16 protein-coding genes and 1 other RNA gene are annotated in these 24500 nt (G+C 68.7%); 5 read left to right on the top strand and 12 right to left on the bottom strand.

Features of this window, described 5'->3' with window-relative positions:
* Positions 1 to 41: 41 nt before the first annotated feature.
* The 3 genes from H5399_RS09930 to H5399_RS09940 all read right to left on the bottom strand — a co-directional run bounded on the left by H5399_RS09930 (position 42) and on the right by H5399_RS09940 (position 2799).
* The gene (locus H5399_RS09930) at positions 42 to 365 is read right to left on the bottom strand and encodes a CARDB domain-containing protein (RefSeq protein ID WP_182782881.1); all 324 of its coding nucleotides are present in this window, start codon (positions 363 to 365) and stop codon (positions 42 to 44) included.
* Between the two features lie 92 nt (positions 366 to 457).
* Entirely contained in the window at positions 458 to 745 is a 288-nt protein-coding gene (locus tag H5399_RS09935; protein WP_182782882.1) for a hypothetical protein, read from the bottom strand.
* Between the two features lie 104 nt (positions 746 to 849).
* Positions 850 to 2799: an APC family permease gene (locus H5399_RS09940; RefSeq protein WP_370585737.1), complete on the bottom strand. Its 1950-nt coding sequence runs from the start codon at positions 2797 to 2799 to the stop codon at positions 850 to 852.
* 608 nt (positions 2800 to 3407) lie between these two features.
* Here H5399_RS09940 and H5399_RS09945 point away from each other — a divergent pair.
* The 4 genes from H5399_RS09945 to H5399_RS09960 are packed head-to-tail and all read left to right on the top strand — an operon-like array spanning position 3408 to position 15676.
* A complete protein-coding gene (locus H5399_RS09945; protein ID WP_182782883.1) occupies positions 3408 to 6665 on the top strand; it encodes a DUF6603 domain-containing protein in 3258 nt (1085 codons plus the stop codon).
* Positions 6665 to 9436 (top strand): hypothetical protein, encoded by a 2772-nt coding sequence (locus H5399_RS09950; protein WP_182782884.1) that lies wholly within the window; start codon positions 6665 to 6667, stop codon positions 9434 to 9436. Before H5399_RS09945 ends, H5399_RS09950 begins: the two co-directional genes overlap by 1 nt.
* Positions 9433 to 14106: a hypothetical protein gene (locus H5399_RS09955; protein WP_182782885.1), complete on the top strand. Its 4674-nt coding sequence runs from the start codon at positions 9433 to 9435 to the stop codon at positions 14104 to 14106. Before H5399_RS09950 ends, H5399_RS09955 begins: the two co-directional genes overlap by 4 nt.
* A gap of 13 nt (positions 14107 to 14119) precedes the next feature.
* Entirely contained in the window at positions 14120 to 15676 is a 1557-nt protein-coding gene (locus H5399_RS09960; RefSeq protein ID WP_182782886.1) for a hypothetical protein, read from the top strand.
* 108 nt (positions 15677 to 15784) lie between these two features.
* Here the strand turns inward: H5399_RS09960 and H5399_RS09965 are convergent, their stop codons facing one another.
* Together H5399_RS09965 and H5399_RS09970 are read right to left on the bottom strand one after the other, a co-directional pair.
* Positions 15785 to 16444 (bottom strand): peptidoglycan-binding domain-containing protein, encoded by a 660-nt coding sequence (locus tag H5399_RS09965; protein ID WP_182782887.1) that lies wholly within the window; start codon positions 16442 to 16444, stop codon positions 15785 to 15787.
* A 281-nt stretch (positions 16445 to 16725) separates the two neighbouring features.
* The gene (locus H5399_RS09970) at positions 16726 to 17946 is read right to left on the bottom strand and encodes an MFS transporter (RefSeq protein WP_182782888.1); all 1221 of its coding nucleotides are present in this window, start codon (positions 17944 to 17946) and stop codon (positions 16726 to 16728) included.
* Here H5399_RS09970 and H5399_RS09975 point away from each other — a divergent pair.
* On the top strand, positions 17915 to 18334 hold the full coding sequence (locus H5399_RS09975) for a VOC family protein (protein ID WP_220490940.1): 420 nt from the start codon (positions 17915 to 17917) through the stop codon (positions 18332 to 18334). The genes H5399_RS09970 and H5399_RS09975 overlap by 32 nt on opposite strands.
* 135 nt (positions 18335 to 18469) lie before the next feature.
* Here H5399_RS09975 and ssrA read toward each other — a convergent pair.
* The 7 genes from ssrA to prfB all read right to left on the bottom strand — a co-directional run bounded on the left by ssrA (position 18470) and on the right by prfB (position 24459).
* Positions 18470 to 18837, bottom strand: a transfer-messenger RNA (tmRNA) gene (ssrA, locus tag H5399_RS09980).
* A gap of 14 nt (positions 18838 to 18851) precedes the next feature.
* Complete coding sequence (locus H5399_RS09985; RefSeq protein WP_182782889.1) at positions 18852 to 19445, bottom strand: DUF1707 and DUF4870 domain-containing protein; 594 nt, start codon at positions 19443 to 19445, stop codon at positions 18852 to 18854.
* A gap of 64 nt (positions 19446 to 19509) precedes the next feature.
* Entirely contained in the window at positions 19510 to 19992 is a 483-nt protein-coding gene (smpB, locus tag H5399_RS09990) for an SsrA-binding protein SmpB (protein ID WP_182782890.1), read from the bottom strand.
* Between the two features lie 19 nt (positions 19993 to 20011).
* A complete protein-coding gene (locus H5399_RS18545) occupies positions 20012 to 21454 on the bottom strand; it encodes a M23 family metallopeptidase (RefSeq protein ID WP_182782891.1) in 1443 nt (480 codons plus the stop codon).
* 21 nt (positions 21455 to 21475) lie between these two features.
* Entirely contained in the window at positions 21476 to 22378 is a 903-nt protein-coding gene (ftsX, locus tag H5399_RS10000; protein ID WP_220489258.1) for a permease-like cell division protein FtsX, read from the bottom strand.
* Between the two features lie 12 nt (positions 22379 to 22390).
* The gene (ftsE, locus tag H5399_RS10005) at positions 22391 to 23077 is read right to left on the bottom strand and encodes a cell division ATP-binding protein FtsE (RefSeq protein ID WP_182782892.1); all 687 of its coding nucleotides are present in this window, start codon (positions 23075 to 23077) and stop codon (positions 22391 to 22393) included.
* A gap of 269 nt (positions 23078 to 23346) precedes the next feature.
* A complete protein-coding gene (gene prfB / locus H5399_RS10010; RefSeq protein WP_182782893.1) occupies positions 23347 to 24459 on the bottom strand; it encodes a peptide chain release factor 2 in 1113 nt (370 codons plus the stop codon).
* Between the last annotated feature and the right edge of the window lie 41 nt (positions 24460 to 24500).

Consider the following 24500-nt stretch of genomic DNA (forward strand, 5'->3'; position numbering starts at 1 on the left):
GTTGAGGCACCCGCCTGGTGTTGGAACCCAGGCGGAGCATGTCAGACGCAGTCACCGATGCGAACGTTCCCGAGGGTCTCCTGAGTCTGTCCGTTGATGATGAGTGTCATGGTGTAGTCGCCGGCCGGGAGGTTGAAGGTCAGTGATCTTGTCGCTGATTCGCCGGCGGCCAGCGGGTCGCACTCCAGGGCCTGGCTCTCCCCCGTTCCCTGGTCGTCGAGGTCGAAGATGTCCTGGTAGTCGGCAGAGTCTTCGTCCCCGACGTTGGCTTCTTCCCAGGTCACGGAGAAGTCCTGTCCGGCGCAGGGACTGACCGGGTCGGTGATGAAGGAAACCTGATTGTCGAGGATGAGGATGGCGGGCATGGGTTCCTCCAGTGTGGTCGGGTTGAATGGCTTGGATGCGAGTCCGGGTACCGCCTTTGCACGCGGGTGTTGAATGCCTTGACGGCGCTCTTCTAGGCTCTGCGTGGGCGGAGTGGTGGGCCGAGGTGGAACTGGACGGCGTCGTTGAAGCCCCTGATTGCGTCTGCGTCATTCATCGCGTCGCGGATGGCGAACGCGCCCGGGCCTGTGGCGGTGTTGCCTTGTGCGCCCAGGGCCGGGTCGCCGTAGATGCCGGTCGCGACGTCGAATCCGAGGCAGTAGAACACGTTGGGCTTGGCGCGTGCTGCACGAGCCACCTCCGGGTCGGCCGCCACGACAGCGGCGCCCCTCTCGGCGGGACCGATCGCTCGATTCCGCATGAGCGTGAAGTGCACCGCCGTGGCGAAACCTCCCCGCTGCGCCTCGGGGAGATCGTCGCGGTACCTGTCCTTTGCCTTCGGCAGTGCCCGCCGTGTTCATGTGCTCAGCGTGCCACGTCGTCGGACCCGCTTCCCACCCTGGGGAGAGAGAGCGGCTCGGCCGAGGCGAGTTGGAAGGGCACGCTGGTCACGATCACACCGGGCATGAACAGCAACCGAGACTTCAGCCTCAGCGCGCTCTGGTTGTGGAGGATCTGCTCCCACCAGTGACCCACGACGTACTCGGGCACGAACACCTCGACCACGTCGCGTGGGCCGATCTGCAAGCTCATGAGGTAGTCGACGATGGGGTTGATCAACTCCCGGAACGGGGAGGCGACCATGACCAGCCGCACCGGGATGTCACGACCCTCCCAGTCGTCGAGCAGCTTCCGGGTGCGCTCGTGGTCGGTATCGACGCGGAGAGCCGTGATGGTGCTCGGGCGATTGGCGCGGGCGATGGCCAGTGCCTTGAGCGTCGGCTCGTTCAGCTGGCTGACGAGCACGATGGCATGGACCCGGCTGGGCAGAGTGATCCCCGTGGCGCGTGGCCGCAGGTCGCGTGAGACCCGGTCGTAGTGTCGGCGGATGTTCAGCATGATCAGCACCAGCACCGGAACGGCGACCACCACCATCCACGCCCCGTGGGTGAATTTCGTCAGCAGCACGATGACGAGCACCAGCGCTGTCACGGTGGCGCCGACCAGATTGACCACCGTCGAGGAGACCAGCCGCGGCCTCCAGCCTCCGTCGCGTGCCTCCCGCCACCAGTGGACCACCATCCCCGTCTGGCTGAGCGTGAACGAGACGAACACTCCCAGGATGTAGAGCTGGATCAGGCGCGAAACCGACCCGTCGAACACGTAGACCAGCAGCGCGGCCACCGTCGACAACATGACGATGCCGTTGGAGAAGACCAACCGGTCGCCACGGCGGCGCAACTGCTTGGGCAGGAACCGGTCCGCGGCCAGCTGAGACGCCAGGATCGGGAACCCGTTGAACGCCGTGTTGGCGGCCAGGATGAGGATCATGGTGGTGGACAACTGGACGGCATAGAACCCCACGCTGTTGTTCCCGAACACGGCGGCCGACAGCTGCGCCAACACCGTGCGCTGGACGTAGCCCTCCGGTGTTCCCGTGAGTTCGTCCGCGTGTTCAGCTATGTGGATCCCGGACGTCGTGGCCAGCAGGGAGATTCCCAGCATCATCGAGATCGCCAGGCCGCTCATCGCCATCAACGTGAAGGCAGCATTGCGGGACTTCGGCGTCCTGAACGCCGGGACACCATTACTGACCGCCTCGACGCCGGTGAGCGCGGTGCAGCCCGACGCGAACGATCGGAAGAGCAGCGCCACCAGCGCGATCCCGGTCAGGTCGCTGGCGTGATAGCCGAAGCCGGCAGACTCCGCCACAGGCGCCGCCCCGGACCAGGACTGCGCCGCCCCGACAGCCAGCATCACGAACACCGACACCAGGAACCCGTAGGTGGGAATCGCGAAGACGGTGCCAGACTCCTTGACCCCGCGCAGATTCATCAGGGTCACCCCCGCGATGAGGCCCAGACACAAGGGGACGGTGTATGGCAGCAGTGCCGGGAACGCCGAGGTGAAGTTGTCGACACCGGCTGCGATCGATACCGCGACCGTCAGGACGTAGTCCGTCAGCAGGGCACCTGCGGCCACCAGGGACGCCCGCCTGCCCAGGTTCTCCTTGCTCACCGCGTACGCTCCGCCCCCATCGGGGTACGCGTGGATGGTCTGCCGGTAGGACAACGTCACGATGGCCAACAGCGTCACGACGAAGAGCGCGATGACCGGCGTGAACGTGACCGCCGTCGCACCACCGAGCGCGAGGACCAGGAGGATCTCCTGGGTGGCGTAGGCATTCGACGAGATCGGATCGCTACAGAACACCGGCAACGCCAGGCGCTTGGGCAGTTCGGTCTCCCCGAGCTGATCCGAGCGCATCGGGCGACCCACCAGAAGCCGCTTCGGTACAGAAGTGAAGGTACTCACACGCCCAGACTGGCCCCGCCCCGACCCGAGAACCGCCGCCCTAGCGCAGCCCTGACGCACGAACCGCAAATCTTGATGCCGCCCTAACCCGAGGTGCACTCACTCACTGCCTGTTTGAGTGTTGACGCTGCAAAGTATGGGAATCTGCACAATTTCTCCTCTGGAGCGCCGGGGTCTGACACCACTCCCCCGTAAGACACGCCACGCCAGATGTGGGGGCGCTCAACCTGTGGGCCCACTCCATCCTGGACTGAGCCATGCACACCACTCTTTCGAGACGACTGGGCGCAGCCTTGGCGTCCGGCATGCTTCTGGCTACGACGCGCAGAGCCGTGCCCGCCCTTCCGGAGCTGAGCGAGACCGCGGCTTGAGGGACGCACAGGGACTTGCCTATCACTCTTGTGGCACTGACTGGGCCGGGTTAGGATGACCCATCCTCGGCTGAGGATCCGGGGCCCTGAGGGAAGTTCGGCCCCGCGCGATTGACTGACGTCTGCCCTCCAACAGGACAGACGAGGGACCTCCCGGTTCGCCACTGCGCGCCCGCTCGCACGGCCTCAGTGCTTTAACAGCTCCGCATACCAGGCTCTTGAACCCGAGGGGTTCGCATGGACATCCTCAGCACGCTAGCGTCTCTCATCCGTTCATCCGTGGGAGGCGATCCCAGCAAGCCGCCGCTGCCGACGGTGCTCACCGACATCGCAGCGGACCTGGAGCGCCTTACCGAACTCGACCTGGAGCCGTCGGGCGAGGGCCTGGAGCGTTGGTTGGCGACCTTCCACTCCATCACCGGCAATGTGACAGCCAGGGAGACCTTGGTCATCCGCGTTCTGCAGGTCCACCTCCCGCGGGTCGCCGAGACTCTTGCCCTGGCCGGCGTCATGGGCGTCACCTGGAACCCGGACGCGTCCCCGCGGTCGTTCACCATCAACTGGGACGCGTTGCGCGCCTTCACCCGAGACCCGGGCAGCCAGGCGATCACGACGCTGCTGAACCGGGTCCCCTCGGTGAAGGACGCGAAGGCGGTCCAGGCGCTCATGCTGTTGCTTCTCGCCTCGCCGGTCGAACTCGTCGCCCGGGAGTACGCCCGGGCCGGCTTCCTGTCCCTGCCTGTGGGTGATGGGGTGTCTCTGGACGACCTCGTGGAACTCATCAACTCGCCGATCGCGGTCCCGCTCGGGCAGGAGCTGCTCACCCGCCTGCAGGCCGGCACCCTCGTCGAGTGGCTCCAGCAGCTCAAGGAGCAACCAGGGGGGTTCCCGACGGTCGCCCCACGCCTGGCCGTCCTGCGTCCCGACCCGCCGGCGGCGGGCCTGGCCGGACTTGAGCTGCGTCTGGATGCCTCGTCCAACCTCGTCCGCAGCGCCCGGGTGGCGCTGCCCGTCGGCTGGGTCCTGACTGGCGACGTCCGTGGGGACGCAACGGTGAGTGCACGGATCGTCGTCACGGGCGGCGGCTTCGATGTGTCCCCCGCGGTGCGTCCGGACGCCCAGGTCGGGTTCTTCCTGAGCAAGGCCAGGAAGGCCGACGACGACGCCTTCCTCCTCGGACGCCGTGGCGGCACCTTCGTCGCGGTCAGGGACATCCGCCTCGGCCTCACGGTCGCCGCCAGACCGTCCGACCCGACGGCCGCCGTCCCCCTCTTCGCACTTGTCACCAAGCTCGACGGCCTCCGCCTGGGCGTGGGCACCGACCTTCTCAAGCCGCTGGCGGCCGGGCTCGCCCTGCCCGGCTCGATCACCTTCTCCTCGGACTTCTCCCTGCCCTACCTTCAGGGCGTCGGGGTTCAGGGAGCCGGGACGGACGGGATCGGTATCGACATCCCCACCCACCTCGGCTTCGCTCTCGGCGGACCCGGGCTGGGACTGTGGCTCGACGACATGCTCACCCGACTTGAGGTGGCGATCAGCCCCTCCGGCCTGTTCTTCCGCACCCTGTTCCGGTTCGACGCCCGCGCCGAGATCGGACCCCTCAAGGCGACGGTCACCGGGGCCGGGATGTGGCTGGGTAGGTGGATGTCCGGCAACGCGGGGGTGCTGGAGCCGACGGGGATCGGACTGTCCCTCGACGCGGGACCGGTCAGTGGCGGTGGGTTCGTCGGGAAGCTCGGCCCAGGCGAGTTCGGGGGCGCGCTGACCTTGAAGATCCTCGGCATCGGCGCGTTCGCGTTCGGGATCTACAAAGAACTGCCCGGCGGGCCGGTGTCCTTCGTGGCCGTCATCGGTATCCGCCTGCCCCCTCCCGGGATCCAGATCGGCTTCGGCTTCGCCGTGTCCGGAATCGGCGGCCTGATCGGGATCCATCGTCGAGCCGACACCGACAAGCTGCGTGAAAAGCTCGTCAGCGGCACCGCTGGTGACGTCCTGTTCACCGACGACCCGACCCGCAATGCCCCCAGAATCCTGGGCGAGTTGAGGACTCTGTTCCCTGACGAGCGTGGCACCTTCATTATCGGCCCCACCCTGCAGCTCAATTGGCTGTACCTGTTCACCCTTGATGTGGGGGTGTTCATCGAACTCCCCGGCCCGCGCAAGATCTTCGTCGCCGGGTCCGCGCGCCTCGTCGTCGGCTCGGAGGACTTCGCCCTCGTCTACCTTCGGATGGACTTCATCGGGGGGATCGACGCGACGGCGTCCCTGATCTTCTTCGACGGCGCCCTGGTGAACTCCCATATCCTCGGCATCCTGCGGATCACAGGTGGGCTCGCCTTGCGCATCGGGTTCGGCCCCAACCCGTACTTCCTGTTCAGCGTGGGTGGCTTCCACCCCCAGTTCGCGCCCGGCGGGCTGGCCGTCCCTCAGATCCCCCGGGCGGGGGCAGGGGTGGACCTCGGGATCGTGTGGTTCACCCAGGAGATGTACTACGCGGTCACGTCCAACACGGTCCAGTTCGGGACGAGGACGGAGGCCGGCATCAGGCTCGGCCCGATCAGGGTCCACGGGTGGTTCGGGTTCGACGCCCTGATCCAGTTCCGACCCTTCCGGTTCACCGCTCGCATCGACGCCGGGATGTCGGCCACCTTCGCCGGGTGGGAATTCGCCAGCATCCGGGTCCGCGGAGAGCTCAGCGGCCCGGGACCGCTCGTCCTGCGGGCCGAGGCGAGCGTGAAGGTGATCGTCCGGATCAGCAAGAACGTCACCATCACCCTCGACAGCCGACCGCCGGAGTCGCTGCCCGCCATCTCGAACCTCGCCCAACACCTCGCCGGCGAGATCAGCACCCCCGAGAACCTGCGGGGGGACGGCGACGATCCGGACGTGGTGTTCGCTGGCGCGTCCCCGACCATCATCCCCGTCGGTCGGGTGATCTGGGAACAGCACCGAATTCCCCTCGACCGCGTCCTCCACAAGGCGGAAGGGGTCCCACTGGGGTCCGGACGGACGTTGGGCGTGGCCTGCGCGGAGCCGGGCGCCGCCCCGCTGGCCATCGGAGTCGAGGAGGACGAGTTCGCGGTCGGTACGTACACGAACCTGTCGGACGCTGAGGCCCTGTCGGCACCGACCTTCTCCCGCGGACGGTCCGGATTCAGCCTCGAGGTAGCCCAGGCCCACGCGACGTCCGCGACGACGGCCCCCTGCTCGCCCGGGCTCAACCTGCTGCGCCTCCCCCGGCGCCGCTTCGTCATCCTCGACTTCTCGGCCACACTCAGGAGCGTCCATGCGGGACTCGTGCAATCGATCCTCGAACGCGACCGTGGGGCCGCCGTCATGGCCCGGCCCACCGACATCGTCCTCACAGCAGAACGCTGGACTACCCCGGTCGGCGGCGCCCAGCACGCTGCGGACGCCTTCCTCGCGGCAAGGGCGACCGGATCGTTCGCCGTGCCCACGTCCACCCCGTCGGTCTCCCTGGAGGGGGTGCTGTGATGGCCCGGTTCAGCAGCTGGCGCCGACCGAGGCTCGTCCATCAGTCCACCGAACAGGACGGACGGTTGGGACGCACCCTCCAGGTGACCCTCACGGACTCGGCCGTTCCGGCCCAACCGGCCGGCGCGGACATCGCCTTCGGGTTCCGGAACGCTTCCGATGTCGCGCGGCTCACCGAACGCGCGATCCGGCACCGGGCACCCGCGCCGGGGGTCCGCGACGAGGAGACGACCAAGTGCACCCATGTGGACTTCCACGCACCTGACCTGCCGTGGCGCTACACGCCCCGCCGGGCCGAGGGCGACACCCTGCGCCCGTGGCTGGCGCTGGTTGTCGGCACCCCGGACGAGGTGAGAATCTCGGGAACGACGGTGACCCTGTCCTCCTCGGTGCTCGCCGACTACGACCTCACGACGTCGTGGCGGTGGGCCCATGTCCAATCCCCCGACAGCGAGACCAACGACGATCTCGGAACTCCGGCGCCCGACCGGTTCTCCCGGCTGCTGTCGTTGCGCCGGCTGCTGCCGCTGACGACATACATCGCCGTGCTCGTCCCGACGTTCACCCCGCGTGGCACGCCTTTGTGGGCCGGAGGTGTCGTCGACAACGGCGGACGTCCGCTCCCTGCCCTGTCCTGGTGGACGTTCGCCACCGGCGAGGGCGGGGACTTCGAGACCTTGGCTGCCCAGTTGCGGATCCCCCCCGCCGCTGACCTCGGCAAGGCGTCCCTCACCTACCGCGCCGCCGACATCCCCATCGGGCCGCTTGAGGTACGCGGAGCCCTGCAGTCCCTCCAGGCGGTTCAGCCAGCGGTGGACGGGGAGGCCGACCTCGCCAGGGATGTCGCCAACGCCGTCCTGGCCTCCGCAGGCGCCCCGGACCTCCTGGGTCCGCCCGCCTACGGACGTCCGTGGGTTCCCTCTCCAACCACAGCGGCCGGGTGGGTCGAGCAGTTGCGCGCCGACGCACGGGTCCGGATCCACGCCGGCACCGGTCAGTGGACGGGAGTGGAAGCGCAGGACGAGCTCATGCAGGCGGCGGTCGCCCAGTCCGGGTCACTCGCCGATGCCGCCGGGCTCATCGCCCGAACGGCCTCCGGTCTGGCCACCTCGGGTTCGCTGTGGGCGAGGTCCCTGCCGTCGGATCCGGTGGCCCGACTGCAGATCCTCGCTCCGATGACCACACGGCTGCCCACCGACACCGGGGTCCAGACGGTGGCCGACGCCGTGTCCACCCCCGAACGCACCTTGGACCGGGCCCTGCTCACCGGGGCCGGCCAACGACTCCTCACCCGTACCTCCCGTCTGGACAAGACCCCCGTCGCGTCGGCGACCGACCTGCTCCAGGCCGCGGCCTCGGGACCGGATTCCGGGCCCGACCCGTCGGCCGCGAGGCTGTGGGAGGCCCTCGTCCCCGACGGTGAGCGGCTGTACGTGGAGTTGTGGACGGCGCTCGCGAAGCTCCGCCGGGCTGCCCTCGCCGGCCGCAGCCGCTACTTGCACCGCATCGGGGCCTTCATCGGCCTGGAGGATCCGCGGCGGATCGACGAGTGGCAGAGAGAGTTCATCCAGGACGAACTGCCCCGGCTGCAGGACCGTGCCGCGGCCGGGCTTGGCGAGCTGACGGGCGAATGCGGGGAGCGGGTGTGGCTGTGGGCCGCCGAGTTCGCCGGCACCGGGACGTGGGACGACCTCCTCGCCCGGACCCTGACGACGCCCCACGCAACTGACCTCATCTACGGACAGGTCCAGACGGCCGTCCTGTGCTGCCTCCTGCCCACCTGTGCGGGAGAACCTCAGGTCCATCCCGAGTCGGAGTGCTCCCGCCTCGTCGCCCTGCTGCGGATCCCCGCCCCACACGACCGGGTGCCGGTCCCCCTGCCAGGCCTTGGCAATGCCGTCTCACGGGCCGTGGATCCACGCTCGGACGACCCGCCGGCGCGGCGGAGCCTTGATGCCCAGCTGCCTGACTCCCTGCGGGGCCGGCTCGCCCCACCGCGCTACCCGCTGGGGCTGGATTTCCCCACGTGGACACTGCTGCGACGCTACGAACCCGACTGGCTGCTGCCGGGGGCGGCGTCGGTCCCCCGCCACACGATCATCGCCCTGCGGACGAACCCGGTCTTCATCGATGCCTTCCTCGTGGGCCTCAACAGCCAGTTCCTGTCCGAGGTTCGCTGGCGGGGGCTGCAGGTGGACCGGTGGGGCACCCCGTTGCGGATGTTCTTCGCCCCGACCGACGAGCGCACCGGCGTCCGCATCCCCGACGTGGCACCCATCGAAGACTGGCCGGACGGGTCGGCGTTAGGTACCCACCGCACCCCCACCGGTGCGACCCCGGGACCGCCAGAACGGCTGGTCCTCCTGTTCACGACCCCGCTCTTCCGCCGCTACCCGCGCACGCTGGTGTACCTGCAGAACCGGCTGGGTGACGACGAGCTCAACGACCTCGTCCTGATGGAGCCGCCTCAGCTTGTTCAGCCGCCCGGGACGACCTTCGAGCAGTGGACGGCGACCCGGGCCCACATCCCGCCCGTCTTCTCCGGGACGATCGGGCCCGACCAGGTGTTCTTCCTGTTCGACATTCCGCCCGAGGACCTCGACGGGTACTTCCTCGTCCTGGACGAGCCCCCGTCCGAGCAGCGGTTCCGCAACGACCTGTCACACGCGCAGGCGTCGGCCGCCCAGGTGGCCGAGGCTCTCCTCGATCCGCATACCCGGGTGGCCCTCGACGGCCAGGCCCTTGAAGCCATGGGATTGGACCCGCAATGACCGACGAGATCGGGGTCCTGCTGCCCCTCCAGCTGGAGACCACCTTCCTCCCGCCCGACGAGGTCCCCTGGTGGCGGCTCCGGCTCCGGGTGATCCCCCAACCCGTGTCGGTCGACGGCCACACCGACCATGTTGGCGACGAGGAACTGCGGGCCGTCGCCGCCTTCCGGACCGCCCTCGCGTCGACCGAACCCCTCACCCCAGACTGGTTCGGGACCGACGCCCATCGGGCGGCCTTCGCCGGGCTCGCGGGGGCGGTCGGCGGGGCCAGAGCGTGCTGGTTGGCGATGGCCGTCCCCTGCCACGTCGCGGACGGGCGCTTCATCGCCCTTCCTCCCGACGACACCGCCGACCACCCGTCCCGGGTGCGAGGTCTGCCCGCACGGCTGCAGGTCGGGGTGTGGACCTACGGCGCGGACGGGGCCGAAGCCCTCCAGCGCGTCGGGAGCCTGCCCGAAGACCCCGACGCGACCATCCCCGCCCTCGTCGACCTGCCCGACCTGTCCTCCCCGGACGCCTTCTTCGACCATTGGGTCGCCAATTGGGAGCGGGCCCGCGAGGTGGGCCTCGGCGGCATCTTCGACCTTCCGGACGGATCGGAGCCCGGCACCCTCGGCGGCGTGACCGTGTGGGGGATCGGAGACGAGACGCCCGACGTCCTCTTCGAGCACCACGTCCACTCGGGGGCCCTGGCCGAGGTCGTGATCGGGTCCGCCACCCATAGCGTGGACGGCCACCCCACCGCGACGAGCAGCGCCGACCCGCAGGGCGCCCCCGTCCCGGACGGAGCGGCCGACGTCGAGGCCCACTGGCAGGTGCTGATGCGTCGGGTGGCCGGCGCCACGACCGGCCTGGACGACGTGCTGAGGAGGTTTCTGACCGGACGTCCGGTCGCCGGCCCCGCCCGTCCCATCGGCCGGGAGCGATCGCTCGGCGACCTCGACGTCCCGCAGAGCCTGCGCGAGCTAGTCGACGCCCACGACGTGGACGCCCTCGCCGAGGCCCGGGCCGTGATACCGCCCGAAACGGGCCTGGCGCCGCTGCTTCTGCACGCCCTGTGGCCGGTGCTCTGGGGCTCGTTCGCCCACGACGAATGGGACCTCACCCCTCCGACCGTCGCGACTCTCACCCGGTGGGCTCTGGAGAACGTGAACCCCGAGGGACCGCTGCCGACGCTGCGGGTTGGCGACGAACCGTACGCCCTGCTCCCGATCACCCGCCTGGACACCTGGAAGACGGCCGCCGAGGAGGCCGACCTGGCCGCTGCGGGGCTGGAAACGCTCGTGGCCTGCGCCGCGACCCTGCGCCGAAGGCTCCACGCCACCGGGCGGGCCGATGGCAGCACCCACGGCGCCGATGTGGCCCGCTACGCCGACCTGCTGCTGCGTGGCGGCTCGTCAAGGGAGTTCGGGAGCAGGCGCAGCGCCCCGCGGTCGTTGGTGGCACCGTGGCTCGGGATGGGTGGGCCGTGGGACCTCCGCGACGCCCAATTGGGGCTGTTCGGGCTCCCCGATCAGGTCGCCGACCCGTTCGTCGAGATGTCCTTCGGTGTGAACTCCGTCGGCCTGCAGCTCGTCCGGCCGTCACACTGGACCTACTGGGGATGGCGCGACCTCGCGTCCAGGGTCCCGCTTCCCGCACTGGTCGAGGTCGCCCTCGCCCGAGGGTGGACTCTCGTCACCCCGCACGGAAACGCGCCGCTGACCCTCGGGCAGCTGTTCGACCCGCGCGAGCTCTATATCGACGCGGGCCGGGACGCCCCCGGCGAGCGTCCGCTGGGAGTGGTTCCCGACTCCATGATCGTCCGGCTGCTGCTGCAGGCCTGCCTCACTCGAAACGCCTGGCTCGCCGACCCTGACGGGCGCGACCTGCTGGACGCGCTGGGGCCCGGGTTCGGCGGTGAGGGCCCCGTGCTGGCCGCGCTCCAGGTGGCCCTGCTGCTCGACCCGGGCGACGACACCTACGACTGGCGTAAGCCCGGCAGTTGGCCGACGGAACCGGACGGCTGGACGCGCTTCGCGTCCCCGCAGGGGGACATCTCCTATCCCGAGTACCGGCGGTCCACGGCCGCGCCGGACGTGGTGTCCCGCCTCGAGCGCGCATTGGGCGCTGTCCTCGACACGGTCTCCACGCGGGTCGACCCCTGGATCACCGCCGTGGCGTGGAAGCGTCTCCGGACAGCCTCGAGCGACGAGGCCAACCCCCGGCGGCTCGGAGCCTACGGCTGGGTATGCGGCCCCTTCGACGGGCTGCCCGGACCCACAGATTCAGGGCTCCTCCACACCCCATCCCAGGCGCAAACCCTGGTCGCGACGCTTGTCCGCGACGACTTCCGCGAGAATCTGCGCACCGGGGCGCTCAACGAGCGCGGCGAGGTCCCGTCCGGGCTCGCGCTGACCGGGGCGGCAGTCCGGTTCGCGACCGGGTACGTGGACGACATTCGCGACGGGCACCACCCGTACGAGATCGTGGGGCGGGAGGTCGAGCGAATCGTGACCTCGCAGGCACCTTCGCCCTACGATACGGCCGCGCTGCTGCGGCTCACCTTCCCCATGTACCCCGAACGGCCCGACCCGCGTCAGACGTGCCAGGGGTTGCTGGCCCTGGCCGAGCTGCTCGCGGACCCTGACGTCGTCCCCGGGCTGGTGTTGTCGGGCGTCCAGGTTCGCGAGCTGGCCGAGGTCCGAGCCGGTCTGGACGCCCTGGGCGACATCGCCCTCCTCGACGGGGCGTTGCATGGGGCGTCCGGACGGCCGGCGAAGGCGTCGGCCGCACTCCGCGGGGCGTCAGGATCCGCGGCCGCGGCGGTGCCCGAGTTCCCACGCACCCCCGCCCCGGGGCGGGAGCTGCGGAGCACCGTGCTCTCGGTGGTTCGGTTGCGGGTCGCCGCTCCCGGCGAGGGCGGCGCCCGACTCGCCGAGCCGTCGGTGGCCGGCTTCCTGGCGTCCCAGCTCGGGACGGACTGGACCTGGTCGGTGCGGTTCGAGGACGGCGCCGCGACGTCGGTGACCCTGGCGCAGCTGGGGCTGACGCCCGTTGACACGCTCGTGCTGTCGCCGGACCAACTGCGGCTCCTGGCGGCCACCGCCGCAGGTGTGCGCGGGGCGGGGATCGGCCGTCATGCGGCTGGTGGAGACGGAGACGAGGACTTCCAGGTCCACCTCGTCGCCGATGACAACCGGACGTGGGAAGTGTGGGTCGGCGACGTCCTGGACGGGATGGCGACGCCGGCCGGCCTCGGGCTCGCCCCGCGCGACCTGGCCGGGCGCACCGAGCCCGAACTCGTGGCCGAGGTCCTGGGGCGGTACTTCGCCGGGCACGTCCCAGACGGTGCCACGCTTCGGCCCGTTCCCTCGTCGGCCCCCACAGTGTGGACGGTCCGCGATCGTCTCGACGCTGTGGTGGGGGTCTTCGACGCCACCACGCTGGGCTGGCCCACTCCAGAGGTCCCACCCGAAGACCACGAGCGCCTCATCAGGATCGCCGCCGGGGCCCCGGCTGCCGTCGTGACCGATCCGCCCGAAGTGACACGGTCGGGGCGGCTGTGCGCCCTCCTGGGAGCCCCTGCCAGCGAGCAGGACCTCGCCGCCGACGGTGCCGGCACGGTCGCCCCTGCCGTCTACGCCGAGCTCGTCAGCCGCTACGGCGCCGTCCACGACGATCTGGTCCGGACCGTCGCCCAGCTGCGGGACGCCGTCGGCGCCACCGAGGCCGAGCAGCGGGCGGCGGTCCGCCGCGGCGCGCTGTGGGGAGTTCCCCCGGGCACCACACCGGCCGACTCGGCGACCTGGGCTGGTGTGATGGTCGGTGCACCACTGCCGCCGGCGGCCACTGCTCTGGAGGAGCTCGCGGTCGCGATGGCGGCCGGCCTGGAGGCTCGGCTCGCCGCGGCACCGGCGCCCTGGAATGTCCCGAGCGCGGACGCCCATGCTTCACCCCTTGACGCCCGGGAGCTCCGGCGCGCCGGTGTCCCCGAGGGGGTGGCGGGACTGGCCAGGGCGTTGTCGTCCCTGGTCGCACCGCAGGGGAACCTGCCGATCCTCACCAGCTGGGACAGGGACGTCCTGACCGGACTCGCCCCTCTCCATCCCGCAGCATCCACCTTCGAGGACGAGTGGTTGACGATGCTCGCCCCCGTCCGATCGGCCCTCGCTCGAGTCGAGGCCCACCAGCTGGACGCCCGCTCCCGACAGGTGGATCCGCTGCTCGCCTGGGCGAGCCACCCCGACCCGTGGCGCCGGTCCGACATCGCCGCCGGCGCGGCGGACACCGCCACGCGGACCCCGTTCGGGTACCGGCTCGAACCGTTCGTCGCCGCCTTCGGGGAGGTCGACGCCCTGTCAGGGGCAAGGGTCGCCGTCGGACTCGTCGATTCGTACTCCGAAATTGTGCCTCTGCCGCAGCGCGACACCCACGCCGCCTTCGGGTTCAATGCCCCGGGGGCCAGGGCACCGCAGGCGATCCTGCTCGCCGTGCCCCCGAACGCCGACGAGCCCCTCACCGACGACGACGTCGCCGTCATGCTGGCTGAGCTGCGCGAACTCGTCGTCGCCCGCGGCGCCCGAATGCCCGACCTCGTCGAGGTCGGAGGGCTGCTCCGCACCACATGGATTCCGCAGGACGAGCCGGTGTCCGTCCTCGACCCCGACGCCCACCTCAACGCCCGCTAGGTCAGGAGTAGCCATGCCGACCTTCTTCGCCGACCGTCTGGAGCCGCTGCCGGTTCCCGGGATCGCAGACGCGACCAGAGGAACCGTCCATGACCCGGTGTGGTTCCTCACCAGGCAGTGGCAGCTGGGTGAGTTCCAGGGCGAGAACGCCAGCACGCCGGTGAAGGTCGAGGCCGTCACCACCGCGCGCGCCATCGTCCACACCGACTCGGGGCAGGCGCTGCAGGTCGTCCCACCCGAGGTCCTCGTCGAGTCGGAGATCGACGACTGGTGGACGATCGGACGCCGACTCCGGCTGGGCGCCGTCATCGCGGCCAACCTCGGGCTGGGGGTCGACCCGCGATGGGTCATCGCCGACCCCCCGCCACCGTACGACCTCGTGGATCCGGCCTGGGACGGGTTGAAGATGTTGAAGGGAGGTCTGGTCGTCGCGCCGGGCATCCTGCCCGAGGTCCCACCCGACCCGCAGCCGGCCTGGGTCGAGGACGAGCTCATCTACGAGCGCGACGACGCGTTCCTCGCGGACGGTGTGCGGCTCCACCTCCGCCGTCACCGTGGGGGACGTCTCGACTGGTACTCCGTGGACGCCGACGTCCCCGCTGATCTGCCTCCCGCCGAGCCGGACGGGATCCTCAGGAGGGTGGTCCCAGCCAGGCTCGAGTACCCAGGGATGCCCCGACGCGGCGTGTGGGAGATCGAGGACGCCCAGGCGGACCTCGCGGCCATGGCGCCGGACGCCGTCCACACAGCGACCCAGATCATGCTCGCCCTCTACGCCTCGCACCGCGACGAGTGGTTCGACGTCCCCATCCCTACACCCACGGGTCGGATTCTGCGCATCGTCCGGTTCACCGTGACCGACTCGTTCGGGGACGTCTACATGGCCGAGCGAAATCCGGATGGGGTGCATTCGGGGCCCCACGGACTCCACCCGCCGGTCGATGCCGTCCCGGTGCCGGACTCGTGGCTGGCGGGCGGCGTCCTGCCTTGGGGGTTGTTCCACACCCGCAACCTGGAGTCCGGCGACCTGGTCCTCGTGCAGACGGTCGACCGTCCCCTTGAGGGGCAGGTGGTGGAGCGGGTCCAGTTCGGTGTGGACGATGAGTCGAACCTCGTGTGGGCCGTGGAGCGTCGCCTGGACGGGCGGGCCACGTCGCCCACGTCCCCGGAGGGCGGCGGCGCGCTCATCCCGCCCCGGCCGTCCGACCAGACCGCGGGCCAGGCCTACGACTACGTCCCGGGGGTGGGGACAGAGTCCCATTGGATCCCGTACACGATGTCCGAGCCGGGGCAACCCCGCGAACTCGTCCAGCGTCGGCTCGTCGACCTGTCGCGCTTCCCAGCCGTTTCGGTCGGGGACGCCAAGGCCGCCGTCCTCACCGGGGATCGGCGGCGACTGGTGGAATCGGTCATTCCCCTGGACGGTCTGGAGGTGGAACGGCGCTGGGTGCTCGTCCGTGACGCGGTTGGCGAACCGCACCTGTGGATCCAGCGTCAGCGACGCCCCCTCACCTCACCGCCCGCCCGGACATTGCGGTTCGACGTAGCCGCCCCCACGGATCCGCGCTAGCCGTTCACGCCCGTTCCCCCAGGCGGAGGTTCGTGCGCGCGCCGAACGGTTGAAGATTGACCACAAGCGCACGCGCCGCACTACCAGGCAGCGTCATATCTGCCCTCGTCACTCGGGGAAACTGGAGAACAGTTGCCACGTCACCGTGAAGGCATCGCTGTCGGTCGAGATCGAGAACGTCCAGCCCATGGGTTCGGCAGCGAACTGCTGGAACGTGATGTCGGCCGAACCCAGGGGAGGAAGCAGGACGCTCTTGGTCTCGTTCGTCCTGTCCGCGTGGATCTTCACCGACGCCCCGAGCAGGTTCAGGTTGTGCACTTGGAAGTGCATGGACATCCCGCCGAGTTGGGAGACTGTGGCCGAGCCGCTCCAGACGCCTCCCGCGACGAGTCTGTTGCCGTCCGCGTCCCGCACGACGGGGGGTGGGGGCGGCGGTGGGGGCGGAGGCGGCGGCGGGGGCGGCGGGGGCGGAGGTACCGCCGCGTCAAACACGACAATGTCGTTGTCCAGTGCCGTCATCGTGCCCTTGCCGACAACGGGGTCGTCGGGCTGGAGCAGATGAGCCCGCTTGAACATCACGACGGCGTCACTGGTCTCCTGGAAGTAGTTGCCGGTGGCACCGCTGGGGATCGGGTATCCCAGGTCGATCAACGCCCGCTGGACGGCGGCCACAGCCGGGCCGGTCTGCCCGAAGAACATTCGGTGGTTGCCGGCATAACACGCTTCGAGGATCGGGTCTCCGGCGAAGCGGGGAGAACGAAGTGGCATGACAGTGCTCCTCTTTCGCGCGGCAGGCCGATGACGACAGCCGCTGCTTCAGCAAGCCTAGGGCTGTTCTTCCCCCGCGCATAGGGGCGCACTTCCCTCCGACGCCCGAACATCTCGCTCCCGTGGTGTCGAACATTCCGAGCCGTCGACGTGCACGGTTCCACCACGCGGGCTGAGCGGAGATGGGATGGTCGCCTGACGCGGAGAGGATCCCTCCGCTCGTATCATTCAATTGGCACGCCACGAAACAGATGCCGGCTCGCACCAGTAGTCCGGACCAGTCAACGGCTTGCTGAGCGCCTGGCCAGGAGGGTGAAGGGAATCGCTCCTGCGGCGATCGCGGCCGAGACAAGGTAGGACGCTGGGTAACCGGCCATGTCGGCGACCCGGCCGAGTGCGGGCTGGGCGACCACGCCGCCCGCGGACCCCATGAGCGAGTCGAAGGACAGCACGGTGGCTCGTTGACCCGACGGGATCAGGCCGTTCACGAGCGACTGCCTGATCGGGACGGTCAAGCCCGTGACGAGCGCCCATCCGGCGACGAGCGCCATTGCCGGTACCAGAGACCGGACGAGGCCGATGCCCACCAGTAGCGCCACGTTCGCGACCGCGCCCAGCACGAGGGCGTTCCAGGGGTAGCGGATCCACCGGCGGGCCGGCCCGGCGAGCAGGCCACCTGCAATCTGGCCGGCGGCGACGAGGGCGGCGGCGAGCCCCGCGATGCTGTAGGCGCCGGGGTCGCCGGCGAGCTCCAGAAGAAAGGGCTGCAGGGCATAGAAGACGTAGAGACCGGTCCCGGAAGTGAACACGGCGGCCAGCATCAGCCACCGCACCGGGGGGTTTCGCAGCCCGCCGTCAACCGACCCGACCAGCACCGCCCGGACGGCGGCCAGCGGCCGTGCAGCCGCGTCCGGCGTGAACCCCACATCGCGCATGGCCACCCAAGCCACCACGAGCGTCACCCCCAGCAAAGCCGCACGGGCCAAATAAGGAGCCCCGAGGTCCGTGGCCTGGGCCAGCACCCCACCTAGCACAGACCCAGCGAGCATCCCCACCCCTGAGACCGCCTGCGCCCGACCGAATACCGCGTCCAGCCCTTCGGTCATGCCGGCCGCCCCCAGGGCGTCAACGAGCCAAGCCTCGGTGGCGCCCGAGAAGAAGGTGGACCCCAGGCCGATGAGCATCGAAGCCACCACCCACCCCAACAGCGGCGCCCTCACCTGCCACATGACGAAGTAGGCCCCAGTCGAGGCCAGCAGGGTGACAGCGCCAAGCAGGAACGAGACACGGCGCCCGCGGGTGTCGGCGAACACCCCGGTGGGGATCTCGAAGATGACCATCCCGAGGGTGAATGCGGCATTGGCAAGGAAGGCCTGCGTGTTGTCGAGGCCGGCGTCCAGGAGAAGGAGGGTGTTCACACCCCAGATGAACGACGCCGACAGCGTGGTGAGGAGGGTCAGGGTCAGGTAGGTGCGCTGCACCCGACGGGCGGCGCCAGTCATCGGTTGTCCTCCTCGAGACACGCCGATACCGACCCTGGCGGTTTCTGATCTGGAACAGGCTAGGGCGTTCTATGAAGGGGTGCTCCAGTTGACACCCCAGGACGACGTCCCTGAGGGCGCGCTGGACACCGCGGGGGCCAGCGCCTTCCTGGTTTACCCGTCGACCTTCGCGGGGACGAACAAGGCGACCTACATGTCGTTCCAGGTACCGTCGTCGGCCTTCGACGCCGAAGTGGCGGCGCTGCGCGCACAGGGGGTGACGTTCCTGACATTCGACCTGCCGGATGGCACGTGGGAGGACGGGGTCGCCTCGTTAGGCGATCAGGGGAAGGCCGTGTGGTTCGAGGACCCGGACGGCAACTTCCTCAACATCGAGTACATGGCCTAAGCCCCCGGCGTGCTCGAGTTCGCTGTTTCCCGAGACGGGCTAAGTCTGCCCATTTGTGCCCTCCTTGCAAGAGGACCCTCGTGTAAACGCTTCTTACAAGGGAAAAGGGGCCGTCAGCGAACTGACGGCCCCAGGGGGTGGAGGTGGCGGGAATTGAACCCGCGTCCTCGAGAGATGAACCAGGGCTTCTCCGGGTGCAGCTGACAAGGCGTTTTACTCGGCTCTTGCACTCACGTCAGCATGTCGCAAACGAGCCCAGTGGCAGTAAAGTCCCGAGCTACCCCTGACACACAGGAAGCTCAGCAAGCCTTCTAGATGAGGCCAGGAACCGGACGGAAGGCACGTCCGGGCTGACCCTTCGGTCGCTGATCAGGCAGCGAGAACGAAGTGAGTGCTCTTGTTTTCGGCACTTATTGGTTTCCATGCATCGTTTACGAGATAAGCATGGATCCTCGACCCGCTTCCCCTGGAACTACCGTCCCAAGTCGAAACCAGTCACCCCCCTGTTGAGTTGTACTCACCCATGATAGCGCGTCTGCTGAAGCTGACCACGCGGCGGCTGGGGACGGGCCAACAGGACCTTCTCGAACCGGCCGGTGCCGGACTGCCCGTTGAACGCGCGGACGCTCGCGGCGAGGGTGGCGGCGAACCAGGCCAGCCACACCAGGCCCATCAGGCCCTCGAACCCGAGGACCAGGCCGATCACCAGGGCGGCGAATCCTGCCACCATCATGGTCACCTGCAGGCTCAGTGCCCTCGCCGCCTCCCACCACACCCGCGAGCCCGGCGTGGCCACGGCCTTGACGACGGCGGGGCCGACGAACGAGGTGAAGAGGCCGGACAGTTGCGCAAGCCCGGCACCGACGTTGTCGGCTGGGGCCGGAATTCCAGGTGCGGGAGCGCGGAGCGCCGCAGGCGCGATGCGGGCCAGCCCCGCCAGGGATCGGTTGAGCTCCGCCCGGTCCCGAGCACCCAACGCCTGATCGAGCCGCCGGTCGAGATCCGTCTCGTTGAGCTGACCCTGCGCGTAGCACGCCTGCAGGTGGGCGATGGCACGGTCCCGGGCCGCCTCAGTGACGTGGGTGGTGGGGTGCTGGGGGTAAGCGGTCATGGGATCAAGTGTGGTGCCCAGTGGGGGTTCAGCACACCCGGAAGGCCCCTGACCGGACCCCGACTCACCCCCGGTTGTACCGGTTCCTGCTGGCCAGCGCCCGCTCGGCCTCACGCTTGGCGTCACGCTCGGCGAGGGTGTGCCTCTTGTCCCAGTCCTTCTTGCCGGTGCCGATGGCGATCTCCACCTTGGCGTACCCGTCGTTGAAGTAGATGGACAGCGGAACAAGAGTCTTCCCGGACCCGTCGAGTTCTCGAGAGATCTTGGCGATCTCCTTGCGGTGCAGCAACAGTTTGCGGGTCCGCCGCGCCGAGTGGTTGCGCCACGTGCCGAATTCGTACTCGGGGATGTGTGCGTTGATCAGCCAGGCCTCGCCGTTGTCATCGACGGTGGCGTACGCATCGAGGAGGGTGGCACGGCCGGCGCGCAGCGTCTTGACCTCGGTGCCGGTCAGCACCAGGCCGGCCTCGAACACGTCACCGATGTGGTAATCGTGCCGAGCCTTCTTGTTCTGCGCAATCAGCTTGCGCCCGATCTCCCTGGGCATTCGACCAGTATGGCACGGGTCAGCCGAACCACCGGGCCATCGGATTGACCACCGAACCGTTCTGCCAGACCATGAGGTGGAGGTGGCAACCGGTGGAGTATCCGGTGCTGCCGATGTAGCCGATCACCTGTCCACGCGAGACCCGCTGGCCCACGCCGACGATGTAGCGCGACGCGTGGTTGTACCCGGTGGTCACGTAGTATCCGTCCACCCGCCCGTGATCGATCATCAGGCGGTTACCGTAGCCGGCGTTGTAGTAGCGCTCCGAGACCACCCCGGAGGCAGCGGCGCGGATGGGGGTGCCGCACGAGGCGCCGAAGTCTGTGCCGTCGTGCAGCTTCCAGTATCCGAGCACGGGATGCAGCCGCATCCCGTAACTCGACGTGATGCGGGCGGCCACCGGGAACATGAACCCGGACCCGGTGGAGGTGCTGGTCTTCGCGGGCGCCGGTGCCGGGGCTGCGGCGGGGGCGGGTGCCGTGGTCTTGGTCGCACTGCGCGACGCTGCCTGTTGCTTAGCCGCCGCTTCACGGGCGGCCGCCTCACGAGCTGCCTTGTCGGCCGCCGCCTTCGCGGCGGCCTCCCGTGCTGCCTTCTCCGCGGCGGCCTTCTGCGCGGCTATCCGGTCCTTGATCCGCTGCTCCACAGCAGCGTTCTCCTGGGCGAGCGCCGCCTGTCGCCTCTCCTCCGCAGCAAGCTGGGAGGTGGCGTTGTCCTCCGCGGCGCTCGTCTGAGCCACCAGGCGTGCCACCTGTGCGCGCAGTGAGGCTGCGGCCTCGGCCGCGGCCTTGCTTGCCGCCAATTGATCCGCGGCGGCCTCCCGCGCGGCCTGCGCTGCCTTCTCAGCGGCGTCGGCGGCCGCCTGAGCATCCTCAAGCATCAGCTTGCGCATCTCGAGCTCGTCCAGCTCAAGAGCCGACGAATCGAACAGTGTCTCAGCGAGTTGGGCGCGCTGGTTGAGGTTGGCGACCGTTACGTCGGAGAACAGCATCGCCAGATTGAGGAGGCCGTGGCTCGTCTGAGTCGTGACGAGGATCTCCTCGTTCAGCCTGCCGTTGACCGCTTCCAGAGCGGCCACGGCGGCCGCCACATCTGCCTTGGCCTGGGCCAGCTCGGCCTCCGCCTCACTCAGTTCGGCTGCGCGCTGCTGGTCCAGCTCCGCGGCGGCACGCTCGGCGGCCTCGGCCTCGGCCAGCTGCGCCTCGGCGTAGGCCAGCTCACTGCGTGCAGCATCGTGGGCCTGGACCGCCGAGGCCAGCTGGGCGTTGGCGTCCTCCACGACAGAGGCCTGCTCTGCCATCTGCTGGCGAAGCTGCGCCTGGCGATCATCGAGCTCGTCTGCGGCCGAGTGCATCGCCATTGATGCGGTGAGCGCCAGTGCGAGAACCGCGGCTGCGAAACCGCGCGTGATCCTGGTGAATGGGCGTCGGACGTGGGGCAGGTCGGGAAGTTCCCGGGTCACGCTGGTCCCTCCTTTGGGCTGCTAAACGCGCAGGTACTTTCTGGTGGCCAACAGCGTGGGAATGACAGACAAGGCTATTCCCACAGCCGCGATGGCAAGAATGGCAGTGACCAGGTCACCCCAGCCAATCCAGGGTAAAGCCGTGATTGAGGTTTGCGCGTTCTGCACAATGACCACCCAGTAGCCCAGCGTCAACGCTCCGGCAGCCAGGATGATCCCGATCACTCCTGCCACCAACGACTCCAAGAGAAAAGGCAGCAGGATGTAGAGGTTGGATGCCCCGACAAGGCGCATGATCCCGATCTCGCGCCGTCGGGTGAACGCCGCCATCCGGATGGTGTTGGCGATCTGCAGGGAAGCGGCCAACAACAGAAGCACGCTCATGGTGATGGTTCCCCATTGGAGGGCGCCGAGCCACTTGAACATCGGCTCCAGCACGGTGTGGAGATCCTGTACGTTCTGCACGCCCTGAAGTCCCTGCGCCTCGCTAACCACACCGGCGTAGTTCTCCGGGTTGACCAGGCTGACCCGGAAGGAGTCCTGCATGTCTTCTGCGGTGCGCGACGCTACCACGGGCGAGTCCTTGAAGACCTCCTGGAACTCCTCGAACGCGGCCTCCTTGGACTCGTAGACCACAGCGCCGACCTCAGGGTTGGCCTCGAGCGTGGCACGAATCTCCTCCCGCTGTGCCTCTGTGGTGCCCTTGCCCGGCTCGCACCGGCCGCCCTGCGTGTTCTCGGTGCAGAGGAACACGGAGATCTCGATCTTGTCGTAGAGGCTCCGCTTGGCCAGGTCCACCTCCATCGAGGTCAACACGCCAGCGCCGAGAAGGGACAGCGAGACGCCCATTGTCACGATGACCGCGATGGTCATCGCCAGGTTGCGCTTGAGCCCGGACCAGGTTTCCCGTAGTGAATGCCGCATTGTCTCTCCTGCCTAGGCCGAACCGTAGACGCCCTTGGCCTGGTCACGCACGAGCTCACCGTCGCGCAACTCAAGGACCCGGCGGCGCATCTGATCGACGATGGACGAGTCGTGGGTGGCCATGATCACGGTGGTGTCGGCCTTGTTGATCCGGTCGAGGAGCTTCATGATGCCCACCGACGTCTCGGGATCGAGATTGCCCGTGGGCTCGTCGGCGATGAGGATCTTGGGCCGGTTCACGAAAGCCCTGGCGATCGCGACACGCTGCTGCTCACCACCGGAGAGTTCCTCGGAGGGCCGGTCAGCCTTGCCGGCCAACCCCACCAACTCAAGGGTGTCTGGCACGATGCTGCGGATCTCCCGGGCGGGCTTCCCGATCACCTGCAGTGCGAACGCGACGTTCTCGTAGACCGTCTTGCCCGGAAGCAGCCGGAAGTCCTGGAACACGGTCCCGATCTGGCGCCGTAGCGCGGGCACCTTCCACTGGTTCATCGTGGTGAGATTCTTGCCGGCCACATAGAGAGTGCCCTTGGTGGGCCGGTACTCCCGCAGGATCAGACGGATGAATGTGGTCTTGCCGGAGCCGGACTGCCCGACGAGGAACACGAACTCGCCCCGGCCTACCTCGAGGTTGATGTTGCGCAGGGCAGCCCTGTCCTGCCCTGGGTAGAACTTGGTGACGTCCTCGAACGTGATCACGCGGCACTCCGACGGTTGGGGAAGATCCTGAGAAACTCTCAGTCGCAAGGCGAGTTTAGATCACGCGGACAAGTCGGCCTAACCCGACACGCAGGCGGCTGGCGCTAGGAGTGTGCTGAACAATGCTGTCTCCGGCGAGGACGTGCCGGGCGGGATGAGGTGGCACCACTACATCTGGTGCGTGTACTTGACGTCCATATCCAGATGGAGGGGTGCCAGATCGCCCGATCCGGTGCGCCGCAGCCGAGGCATGATTGCTCAGCAGGCTCCTAGGCCTCGACCTCGGACCGTTTGCGCCAGCGGATACCGGCGTCGATGAACCCGTCGATGTCACCGTCGAAGACAGCCTCCGGGTTGCCCACCTCGTGCTCGGTGCGAAGGTCCTTGACCATCTGATAAGGGTTCATCACATAGGAGCGCATCTGAGCACCCCAGGAGTTCCCGCCGTCGCTCTTGAGCGCGTTGAGTTCCTTCTCCCGGTCCTGCCGGACCCGCTCCAACAGCCTCGACTGCAGCACCCTCAGGGCCGCGGCCTTGTTCTGGAGCTGGGACTTCTCGTTCTGACAGCTCACCACGATGCCAGTGGGCAGGTGGGTGATCCGCACAGCGGAGTCTGTGGTGTTGACCGACTGCCCACCCGGGCCAGATGACCGGAAGACGTCGATGCGGAGTTCGGCCTCGGGAATATCGATGTGGTCGGTCTCCTCCGTGACCGGAAGGACCTCCACACCGGCGAAGGACGTCTGCCGGCGCCCCTGGTTGTCGAACGGGGAGATGCGAACGAGGCGGTGGGTACCCTGCTCGACGGAAAGGGTGCCGTACGCGTAGGGGGCCTTCACCGCGAAGGTCGCAGACTTCAGTCCGGCCTCCTCCGCGTAGGAGGTGTCGTAGACCTCGGTGGGGTATCCGTGCCGGTCCGCCCAGCGCAGATACATGCGCATGAGCATCTCCGCGAAGTCGGCCGCGTCGACTCCCCCGGCCTCAGCCCTGATCGTGATGAGCGCATCCCGGGGGTCGTACTCACCGGAGAGCAGGGTGCGTACCTCAAGCGACGAAATGTCCAGGGCGAGCTTGCGAACCTCCGTGACGAGGTCTGCCCGGGCCTCGGCGTCGCCCTCTTCGTCGGCGAGTTCGAGCATCATCTCCGCGTCGTCGAGCCGCGAGCGCAGCCGCAGGAGCCGATCCACCTCACCCTGCTTGAATGAGAGCTGTGACGTGACGCGCTGTGCGTTGCTCTGGTCGTCCCACAGGTCCGGTGCGGCCACCTCCTCCTCAAGCGAGGCGATCTCGGAACGGATCTTCTCGATGTCCGCGACCGCCTCGATCGACGCTAGGGACCGACCGAGGTCTGAGAGCTGCTGGGAGAGGTCATCGTGAGCCACAATCGATCATCCTACCGGCAGTTGGCCTCCCTGGCCCTGAC

It is taken from the genome of Tessaracoccus sp. MC1627 (genome assembly GCF_014164725.1).
GTDB lineage: Bacteria > Actinomycetota > Actinomycetes > Propionibacteriales > Propionibacteriaceae > Arachnia.